This window comes from Pontibacter sp. HJ8 (assembly GCF_054824225.1).
Genome location: NZ_JSYF01000241.1, coordinates 1 through 9,356, shown reverse-complemented (window position 1 = coordinate 9,356; position 9,356 = coordinate 1). Strand labels below are relative to the sequence as shown.

Annotated in this window: 12 protein-coding genes; 9 read left to right on the top strand and 3 right to left on the bottom strand. The window is 51.3% G+C overall.

Going from position 1 to position 9,356, the window contains the following annotated elements; all coding sequences use genetic code 11:
• The 9 genes from murI to OB13_RS11335 all read left to right on the top strand — a co-directional run.
• On the top strand, positions 1-781 hold a 781-nt coding region (murI, locus tag OB13_RS11375; protein ID WP_461490288.1), incomplete at its 5' end, for a glutamate racemase.
• 250 nt (positions 782-1,031) lie between these two features.
• The gene (locus OB13_RS11370; RefSeq protein ID WP_461490287.1) at positions 1,032-1,583 is read left to right on the top strand and encodes a hypothetical protein; all 552 of its coding nucleotides are present in this window, start codon (positions 1,032-1,034) and stop codon (positions 1,581-1,583) included.
• Between the two features lie 194 nt (positions 1,584-1,777).
• Positions 1,778-2,965, top strand: a complete 1,188-nt coding sequence (locus OB13_RS11365; protein WP_461490286.1) for a glutathionylspermidine synthase family protein — start codon at positions 1,778-1,780, stop codon at positions 2,963-2,965.
• A 23-nt stretch (positions 2,966-2,988) separates the two neighbouring features.
• On the top strand, positions 2,989-3,747 hold the full coding sequence (gene map, locus OB13_RS11360; protein ID WP_461490285.1) for a type I methionyl aminopeptidase: 759 nt from the start codon (positions 2,989-2,991) through the stop codon (positions 3,745-3,747).
• Positions 3,748-3,871: 124 nt separating this feature from the next.
• Positions 3,872-4,975, top strand: a complete 1,104-nt coding sequence (locus OB13_RS11355; protein WP_461490284.1) for a complex I subunit 1/NuoH family protein — start codon at positions 3,872-3,874, stop codon at positions 4,973-4,975.
• 118 nt (positions 4,976-5,093) lie between these two features.
• On the top strand, positions 5,094-5,693 hold the full coding sequence (locus OB13_RS11350) for a 4Fe-4S binding protein (protein ID WP_461490283.1): 600 nt from the start codon (positions 5,094-5,096) through the stop codon (positions 5,691-5,693).
• Between the two features lie 68 nt (positions 5,694-5,761).
• Complete coding sequence (locus tag OB13_RS11345; protein WP_461490282.1) at positions 5,762-6,274, top strand: NADH-quinone oxidoreductase subunit J family protein; 513 nt, start codon at positions 5,762-5,764, stop codon at positions 6,272-6,274.
• Positions 6,274-6,591: an NADH-quinone oxidoreductase subunit NuoK gene (nuoK, locus tag OB13_RS11340; protein WP_461490281.1), complete on the top strand. Its 318-nt coding sequence runs from the start codon at positions 6,274-6,276 to the stop codon at positions 6,589-6,591. Before OB13_RS11345 ends, nuoK begins: the two co-directional genes overlap by 1 nt.
• Positions 6,592-7,255: 664 nt before the next feature.
• The gene (locus tag OB13_RS11335) at positions 7,256-8,167 is read left to right on the top strand and encodes a T9SS type A sorting domain-containing protein (protein ID WP_461490280.1); all 912 of its coding nucleotides are present in this window, start codon (positions 7,256-7,258) and stop codon (positions 8,165-8,167) included.
• A gap of 73 nt (positions 8,168-8,240) precedes the next feature.
• Here the strand turns inward: OB13_RS11335 and OB13_RS11330 are convergent, their stop codons facing one another.
• The 3 genes from OB13_RS11330 to OB13_RS11320 all read right to left on the bottom strand — a co-directional run.
• Entirely contained in the window at positions 8,241-8,567 is a 327-nt protein-coding gene (locus tag OB13_RS11330; protein WP_461490279.1) for a HesB/IscA family protein, read from the bottom strand.
• A gap of 13 nt (positions 8,568-8,580) precedes the next feature.
• On the bottom strand, positions 8,581-8,988 hold the full coding sequence (locus OB13_RS11325) for a hypothetical protein (protein ID WP_461490278.1): 408 nt from the start codon (positions 8,986-8,988) through the stop codon (positions 8,581-8,583).
• A 15-nt stretch (positions 8,989-9,003) separates the two neighbouring features.
• The coding region (locus OB13_RS11320; RefSeq protein ID WP_461490277.1) for an iron-sulfur cluster assembly scaffold protein at positions 9,004-9,356 on the bottom strand (353 nt) is incomplete at its 5' end.

Genomic DNA, 9,356 nt, shown 5'->3' with positions numbered 1-9,356 from the left:
ATTCGATAGCGGTATAGGCGGACTGACTGTGGCTCAGGCGATTGTGAGGGCGCTACCGCAGGAGCGGCTAGTCTATTTCGGGGATACGGCCCACCTGCCCTATGGTGACAAATCCACTGCCGCTATCCAGGCTTACGCTGTCAAAATATGTGACCTGCTGCTCCGGCAGCATTGCAAAGTGATTCTGATCGCCTGCAATTCGGCTTCTGCGGCTGCGTATGAGCTCGTGAAGGAATATGTAGGCAGCAAGGCAAAAGTGCTCAATGTGATTGATCCCATTGTGCACTATATCGGAAAGACCTACCCCGGCAAAACCATCGGCCTGATCGGGACCAAGCAGACGGTGCATTCGAATGTATACCGCAAAAAGATAGATGAACTTGACCTGGATATTACGCTCAAATCCCATGCGACGCCTCTGCTGGCCGCCATGATCGAGGAAGGCTTTTTCAATGATTCCATTTCGGAAAGCGTGATCCATGCCTATCTGTCCGATCCCGATCTGGAAGGTATAGAGGCGCTTATTCTTGGCTGTACGCATTACCCGCTGATCAAAAAGCAGATCGAAAATTACTACCAGGGAAGGGTGGATGTGCTGGACGCCAGCCAGATTGTAGCGCAGCATGTCAGGGCTTTCGTGGAAGCAAACGACCTGGCTTCCGACCAACTCACCATGGACCATACCTTCTACGTGTCGGATTTTACCCGCTCCTTTGAAGAGAGTACCCGTATCTTCTTTAAGCGGCAGGTACACCTGGAGCATTATCCACTGTGGGAATAGGGGAGTTTAGGAGTTGTCAGGAGTCTCGAGTTCTGAGTTCTGAGTCTCGAGTTGGAGGTATACCGGGCCTGGTCCTGTGAGTGTTGCATGTAAACCCGACGGTCAACGATCAACGAACCACGATCAACGAAAAAGCGACCTGTCCGAATTGTACACCAACCATTTAACCATTCAACAAGTTAACATCACACCAACTCTTTCCTAAAATCGCGTAGAATCAGTACCTTTAGCTTACAACGGAGAATTAGTCATGAAAAAACGATATTTGACCATAGGGGACTTCAAGCGCAATGCGTTTATAGTAGCTGCGGCCACCTGCATGGGCCTGACCGGTTGCGAGTCCAACACCCGCACTAACGAGGTGACAAACGCCGGAGCGGAAGTACCAACCCCGGATGGCATCATTACGGAACTGACCGAAGAAGCACCCGACCAATGGAAGATCACGGACGAGCGGACGACTGTACCCGGACAGAGCATGGCTATCCTCAAGTATAGCGATGGCCGCGTGGATACCCTCCAGGGGCTTGCGCTCGAGAACCAGATGAAAGGCGTGGCTGCAAACCAGCAGCAGTATAACCAGGGAGGCTTCGGGTTGGGCAGCGTGCTGTGGTGGAGCGGGATGGGCTACATGGCCGGCCGGATGATGTCACCAAGACCGGCTTACTATGCCAACCCGGGTGTGATGAACAACACAGCCGCCTGGAGACAGAACGTGCAGACGTACCGCCAGCAATCCACGGCACCCCGAACCAGCCGGAGCGGTTATTTTCGTGGCCGGAGTGGTGGTGCCGGCGCGTAAATTGCGCTTTTCATAGGGGGCTGCTTTATAAGCTTTATTTCCTGGCAGAGGGGAGCGCTGCATCAAGCCAAGCTTCGGCTATGCCTTGTTACGGGCTGCACTCCGGGGAACAGCTTAAGTAGAAGCGCGCGTCGCTATACCTGGTGCTATACCTTTCCCCTTTTCCCGAATCTTATTTTTTTCAGAGGATCTTCATGTTAGAAAATTCTAAAACCAGTATTCGTATCAAGCCCCATTCAGGCGATGTGGAAAAAGCAGTTCGTGGCCTGGGCTGGGAGTGGTGTGTGGAAGACGGTTGCGCCAACTATGTACCGGACGAGGCGGTTGTGATCCGTGAAGAGGAAGCCGAAGAACTGCTCGATGCAGCCAGTGCCCTTTATGACATGATGGTGCGGTCGGTACCCGATGAACTGCCGGATGCTTTTCTCAAAGTGCTGGGTATACCGGAGAACCTCTGGCAATTGGTACGCCTCTCCTGGAACGACGACCGGCAGTGGCACCTGTATGGCCGCTTTGACCTGGTCCAGACACCTGATGGACCTAAACTCCTGGAATTTAATGCGGATACGGCCACTTCTATACCTGAAACGGCTGTCGTGCAGTGGGCCAGCCTGGCTGCTGCCGGCAAAGACGATGCCCTTCAGTATTCCGGCCTGTACGAGGCGCTGGTGGAGCAGCTCAGACGCTGGCGCGAACGCAACGAGGACCTGCCGCCTGCGCTGCTGGTCACTTACCTGGGAGCCAGTGCCGAAGACCAGGCCAACTGTGCCGTGATCACGCAGGCTGCCATCGAAGCAGGTTTTGAAGCCCACCTTTGCCCGATCGAAGAGATGAACATTTCGACGGAAGGAGAGGAGAAAGGTCTATGGGCGCAGGTAGATTCGGAACAATGGCGGCAGTTTCCGTTCCTCTTCAAATTGCTGCCCTGGGAGCAGATCGCCTGGGAGGAGCCGGAGCTACTGGCAAGCCTTACGCAGCTGTCCCGCTCCCGCACAGTTACCATTGCCAACCCGGCTTATACCTTGCTGTTTCAGAGCAAAGGCATGCTGACCTGGCTCTGGAAAGCCTATCCTTACCACCCGCTGCTACTGGAAACTGACCTGGAGCCCCTGACGGGCAAGTATATCAAGAAGCCCTACTTCGGCAGAGAGGGGCAGAGCGTAGAAGTAGTAGACAGAGGCCGTGTGACCAAAGTGCAGGGCGAGTACGACCAGCAGCCACAGGTATACCAGCGCTGGTGCGACCTGCCCGAAGACGCGAAAGGCAACCAGTACCAGGCCGGCGTTTTCTGGGCCGGAGAAGGCTGTGCCATTGGCTTCCGCCGCGAGAAAGGCATCATCACCAACCTGTCGCAATTTGTTCCGCACCTGGTAGAAGGGTAAAATTTTATAAAATACAGCGTAAGATGTCAATAGAATCAGATATAGATTTAGAAGGTATTACCAAAGTAAGTGAGGTGGTGGCTACTACGCTCCGGCAAATGCGGGAGCATACCAAGGTAGGTATGACCAGCAGGGGATTGGATGACTTTGGCTATGCCATCCTGCAATCTTATGGTGCACAGGCGGCCCCAAAGGTCGCCTATGATTTTCCCGGCTATACCTGTATCAGCATCAACAATGAGGCAGCGCACGGTATACCTTCTGACACAACCGTACTTCAGGAAGGGGACCTGGTGAACATCGATGTATCGGCGGAGCTGAACGGTTACTACGCTGACAACGGTGGTTCTTTTATTTTAGGAGAAGACACCAAAGGGCTTGGCAAATTAGTGGATACCTCTGTTTCAGCCTTATACAAAGCCCTAAAAGAAATCCGGGGCGGCCGGAAAATTGCTGATATTGGCCGGATCATCGAGACAGAAGCCAAGAAGAATGGCTTCAAAGTGATCAAAAACCTGGTGGGGCATGGGGTAGGACGCAGTCTGCACGAAGAGCCGCACGAAATCCCTTGTTTCTATGATAAACAGGAAACGCGCAGGTTCCGGAAAAACACCGTGGTGGCCGTCGAAACCTTTATATCGACCAAAGGAAGCTACGTGCACGAGAAAGGCGATGGCTGGACATTGCTGGCGGATGAGGGGGCGTATGTTGCCCAGCATGAGCATACCATTCTCATAACCGATGGAGAACCCATCATTCTGACGGCAGCGAACGGAATCTAACCTGAGAGGAGCGGGCGATCTGTCTAAAAAGTACCAGCGCCTGCTGGATGAATAGCACCTGACGCTGTTAGCACATTCCCCTATTAAGCATTACCTTTGCGCGTTATAAAAAACCTGATCTCCTATGCTTGCTTTTGTGCTGACACTTGTGCTATTACTGGGTATCGTAATTGTGTTGGCGTATGCGGAGCGGAAGGTAGCGGCCTTTATGCAGGACCGCATGGGGCCGACGGAAGCAGGGCCGTACGGTTCGCTGCAGTCGGTGCTGGATGTGGTCAAGTTGCTTCAGAAAGAAGACATCGTGCCGGCTGCTGCCGATAAGAAGCTCTTCAAGCTGGCGCCTATCCTCATTTTTGCCGCTGTTTTTGCGGGCTTTGCTGTTATACCTTTCACGCCCGAGCTGGTGCCGGCAGGTATAGGCATCGGCGTCTTTTACCTGTTGGCTGTTATTTCGCTCGATGTGGTAGGCTTGCTGATGGCGGGATGGGGCTCCAATAACAAGTATGCGATGCTGGGTGCCATGCGCTCCGTGGCGCAGATCGTATCCTATGAGATTCCGGCAGGCCTGGCTATACTGTCCGTCGTAATGATCTGCCAGTCGCTGGACTTTCAGGAGATCAGCTACCAGCAGGGGGTGCTTCTCAACCGCTTCCCGGGGCTGGAACTTGAAACGAACTGGCTTTTTGGGCTTGAAGCACTGGGTATCAATACGACAACGATTGGTGGCATTACGACCTGGAACATCTTTCGGGCTCCCATGCTGCTGGTGGCTTTCGTGATCTACTTTATTGCCTCGCTGGCTGAAAGCAACCGGGCGCCTTTTGATATACCCGAAGCTGAGTCTGAGCTGGTAGCCGGGTTCCATGTGGAGTATTCGGGTTTCCGCTTTGCCATACTCTTTTTGGCGGAATATAGCATGATGGTGCTGGTGAGCCTGGTAGCAGTTATCCTGTTCCTGGGAAGCTGGAACACACCACTACCTAATCTGGGCACGGTACACCTGGCCTATTGGACAACGGGTACCGTAGGAGAACTATCCGGTATACTCTGGGGCGGGTTCTGGCTAATGAGTAAGACCTTTGTGCTCCTGTTTCTGCAGCTGCAGATCCGCTGGACATACCCGCGACTGCGCGTAGACCAGCTCATGCACTTGTGCTGGAAAGTGTTGACGCCTATTGCCCTGGCGGTTGTGTTACTGGCCGGGATCTGGCGGTTACTGATGATTTAAGTTTAGAGATTAGTAGGACGTTAGATAGTAGATTTCTAAAAGTTAGACTTGTGAATGATAGTAGGAATAGAAAGTCTAAGTTTAAATTCTAATCTCTAACGTCTGGTGTCTTACAAAAATGGGAAAAGAAGCCATAAAATATAAAAACGGGTTTTGGGACGTGGTGAAGTCGCTTTTGAGCGGCCTGCGCCTGACGTGGCGGCATTTTCTAAATGCAGATAAGCGCCGTGAGCCGGTGCCTGTTTCGGACAGTAGCTACTTCAATCAGCCCGAGGGCCTGGTCACCTTAACCTATCCCTACGAGGCTATACCTGTTCCTGCCAACGGCCGCTACCGCCTGCACAACGAGATCGACGATTGTATCGTCTGCGACCTCTGCGCCAAGGTATGCCCGGTCAACTGCATCACCATCGAATCGGTGAAGGCCACAGAAGAGATTGGCATGACCTCCGATGGCACGAAGAAGCGGCTCTACGCCCCTGTGTTTGACATCGACATGGCCAAGTGCTGTTACTGTGGCCTCTGCACCACCGTCTGCCCGACCGATTGCCTCACCATGACGCCTGTGTATGATTTTGCGGAGGTAGACATCAAAAACATGATCTACCACTTCACGGATTTGTCGCCGGAAGAAGCAGAAGAAAAGAAACGCCTGCTGGAGAAACAGCAGGAAGAAATGGCCGCAGCCAAAGCAGCGGCCCTGGCAGCCAGAAAGTAGCAGAGCTAGGTATGCAACAGGTATAGCGGAGCTGATTACTGATTATTGTTAACTGATCACTAATAAAGATGTTGTTCTACATTTTCGCCGTACTGGCTATACTTTCCGGAGGCTACATGGTGCTGACGCGCAACCTGCTGTATGCGGGCTTTTCGCTGCTGCTCACGCTGCTGAGTGTGGCCGCGATCTACGTGCTGCTGTTCGCCGACTTTGTGGCCGTTACCCAATTGATGGTATACGTCGGCGGCGTGCTGGTGCTGATCCTGTTCGGTATCATGCTAAGTACCCGCGTGCACGATAAATCGGTTATGTCAGAGAATGTGAACCGAGGCTGGGGGATGACCGTGGCGTTGCTGACACTAATCGGATTGGGGTATACCATCTGGCAAACAAACTTTTCGTCACTGTCCTGGATGCAACTGGCCAATACAGATGTGCTGGGGGAGCAGAAGAGTACGGTGCAAAGTATAGGCATTAAGCTCATGACAGACTTTGTGCTGCCTTTTGAGGTCACCTCGCTGCTGCTGCTCATTGCGCTGATAGGGGCGGCCTATATTGCCACAGATAAACAGAAAGCCTGATGCTGGAGCAGATTCCTTTAGAACATATCTTATTGCTGAGCGCCGTACTTTTCAGCCTGGGTATACTGGCCGTCATCACCAAGCGGCATGCTGTGGTCGTGCTGATGGGGATTGAACTGATCTTCAATGCAGCCAACCTCAACCTGGTCGCATTCAGCCGCTACGATCCGCTGCTCCTGCAGGGACAACTGTTCTCGCTGTTCGTTATCATCGTGGCTGCCGCCGAAGCTGCCGTGGCGCTCGCCATCGTGCTGCGCGTATACCAGCACTTCAAAACGGCCAACCTCAACCAGATCAACAGTCAGGAAAACAGCTAAACTGACTCTTGGCTGGTGCTTCAAGTTTTTCTTATCCTAGATTTCCCGGGATAGTCATATCATTTTTTTTCTGATCTTATTTCTTGACTGTAACGATGTTTTAGGCTGTTTCTATCGGTATGTTGCTGTTTATCAGTGTTTAAACAATGTAAAGATTTCCTGCTGCTATGATTTTTTATTGAACTATATAAAGATTCATTAAGTTGAAGTACAAAATCCGGAAGCTTGGCAGATGGCTAAGTGCAAAAACGGAGCACCTTAATTTGATGAGTGTAGTATGGAAACAACTTTTACCTATTGCAGGCAATTTTATAAGCTGGTCTGGTTTTCTGCGTTCTTATGCGGCCCAGCCATGAGCTTTGGCCAGGTAAGTATGGGTAGCTTTATCAACACCTATACCCAGGATTTTAATGAGTTGCCTAGCTCAGGTACTTCAGCAGAATTAGGAATTAATGCATTCCTTCCTGACAATTGGACTGTCCAACGTTCTAAAGCTGGGACAACGATCTTCATCAATAATGGTTCCTCTAATACAGGTGGCCTTTACAGCTACGGCAATACAAACTCTACTGATAGGGCACTCGGTGGTATTACTGCGGAAAAGGTTGGCGAGTATACGTACAATTTATTACTGCAAAATACTTCCGGCAAAACCATTACCGCTTTGGATGTAGCTTATGCTGCGGAGCAATGGCGGTGTGGTAGCATCAACACAGATGTGCAAAACCTGACCTTTTCGTACGCAATTGCCAGTAGCCCCACTTCTTTTAATTTATCCACCAAAGCGAGCACTCCCGGCTGGATACCTGTTGCCTCCATGCAGTTTAACAGCCCTGTCAATAAAATGACTGCAGGGCATGTGGACGGTAACCAGTACGCCAACAGGGCAGGATTAACCTACACATTGCCGGAAGCTATACCTGACGGACAGTATGTGATGTTACGCTGGCGTGATGCGGATCAGCTTGAGCAGGACCATGGCCTGGCAATAGACGATGTAAAAGTGTCCTGGCATTTTGAGCAGGACTACATGCCCTTGCCCGTAGAGCTTACCCATTTTGCTGCCAAAGCTGTCAACAAAGCAGTTGAGTTAGCCTGGACCACCGCATCTGAGCAGAACAACAGCCATTTTGAAATTGAACGAAGTACCAACAGTATTTCTTTTGAACAGGCAGGTATAGCAAAAGGTCAAGGCACGACCAGCCTGCTTAGCAACTACACGTTTACTGATAAGCAACCTATACCTGGTATTTCCTACTACCGGCTCAAGCAGGTGGACGAGGATGGCACGCACAGCTATTCAAAAATTGTAGCCGTGCGCGCCGAAGCGTCCGGTACAGAATTGGTCGCATACCCCACCATCACCACAAAGGACCTCCGGATCGAGTTGCCGCAGCAACAGGCGAATTTCCAGGTATCTGTTTACGACAAGTTTGGGAGCCGCATTCTGCAGCTGCGCCTGGCGAGTGACCAGATCCATACGCTGCAGGTAAGTCATCTGAGGCAGGGGAGTTATGTGCTGGTCGCAGTAGATGAGCTGGGAGAGCAGCACACAACCCGGTTTTTGAAATATTAGGCAACTACTAAAAGCAGAAGGGCCAGCTATTTCTAGCCGGCCCTTCTGCTCTGTATATAAGCTGCTGTCTTTGTTAAACGGAGAAGCTGTCGCCGCAACCGCATGTGCGGGAAGCGTTCGGGTTGTTGAAGTAAAAGCCTTTGCCATTCAGTCCGTCTGAGAAGTCGAGTTCGGTGCCGGCCAGGTATAGGAAGCTTTTCATGTCCACCACAACCTTGATGCCTTTGTCTTCAAACTCCTGGTCCATCGGCTTCACCTCATCATCGAAGTCGAGGTTGTAGGAGAGACCGGAACAACCGCCTCCGGCAACAGACGCGCGCAGGCGGAATGCATCGTTCAGCTGCGCATCCAGCTTCAGCTTCAATACTTTCTCTTTTGCTTTATCGGATACTGTTATCATAATGATTCTGTCTTTAAGATACCGGATTCAATACAACACTAAAAACAGTAATTGTGTTCATGTCCCGGCCAAAGTATAATTTGTCCAATGCCTCGTACATATTGCGTGCCCGGAAATAAGAAGTATTCAGCTCTTTATCGCCACGGGCCATCCACTGTACGGTATAGGGACTTTCCTTATCCTTGTAACTTTGCACATAGTCCAGCATCTTACGAAGCGCATCCACTTTGTCATAGCCTACTTCGGTGTGGAAGAGGAAAGACTGGTTGTGGCGCGGGTTCACCGTGATCAGGTCCAGGCGCACTTTGTTATCGTTCTGTCTGAATTCAAAAAGCAGACTGTTACCGCTTAAGCCTAAGTGGTTCTCAATCTGCTTTTGAATGCGTGCACTTTCTACGTGCACCTCAGTCGTTGACTCCATTCGCGAGTCTGTGTCTTAGTGGTGAGACTTAGGCAGCTCCAGCGCTGGCATACCGTTCTTTACTCTGTAGTCGTTGATGGCAGACTTGATCGCGTCTTCCGCCAGAACAGAGCAGTGAATTTTTACCGGAGGCAAAGCCAGTTCTTCCACAATGTCCATGTTGTCGATGGTCAGGGCCTCGTCCACAGACTTGCCTTTCAGCCACTCGGTAGCCAGTGAAGAAGAAGCGATCGCAGAACCACAACCAAATGTCTTAAACTTGGCGTCGGTGATGATCTGGTTTTCGTCTACTTCGATCTGCAAACGCATTACGTCACCACACTCGGGTGCACCAACCAGGCCGGTACCAACGCTGCTCTTCGCTTTGT

Bases quoted from the DNA above. Each gene is read 5' to 3' on its own strand.
- OB13_RS11350 (WP_461490283.1), top strand. From the start codon at position 5,094: ATGGGAAAAGAAGCCATAAAATATAAAAACGGGTTTTGGGACGTGGTG.
- nuoK (WP_461490281.1), top strand. From the start codon at position 6,274: ATGCTGGAGCAGATTCCTTTAGAACATATCTTATTGCTGAGCGCCGTA.
- OB13_RS11365 (WP_461490286.1), top strand. From the start codon at position 1,778: ATGTTAGAAAATTCTAAAACCAGTATTCGTATCAAGCCCCATTCAGGC.
- OB13_RS11325 (WP_461490278.1), bottom strand. From the start codon at position 8,988: ATGGAGTCAACGACTGAGGTGCACGTAGAAAGTGCACGCATTCAAAAG.
- OB13_RS11370 (WP_461490287.1), top strand. From the start codon at position 1,032: ATGAAAAAACGATATTTGACCATAGGGGACTTCAAGCGCAATGCGTTT.
- OB13_RS11330 (WP_461490279.1), bottom strand. From the start codon at position 8,567: ATGATAACAGTATCCGATAAAGCAAAAGAGAAAGTATTGAAGCTGAAG.
- OB13_RS11345 (WP_461490282.1), top strand. From the start codon at position 5,762: ATGTTGTTCTACATTTTCGCCGTACTGGCTATACTTTCCGGAGGCTAC.
- OB13_RS11355 (WP_461490284.1), top strand. From the start codon at position 3,872: ATGCTTGCTTTTGTGCTGACACTTGTGCTATTACTGGGTATCGTAATT.
- map (WP_461490285.1), top strand. From the start codon at position 2,989: ATGTCAATAGAATCAGATATAGATTTAGAAGGTATTACCAAAGTAAGT.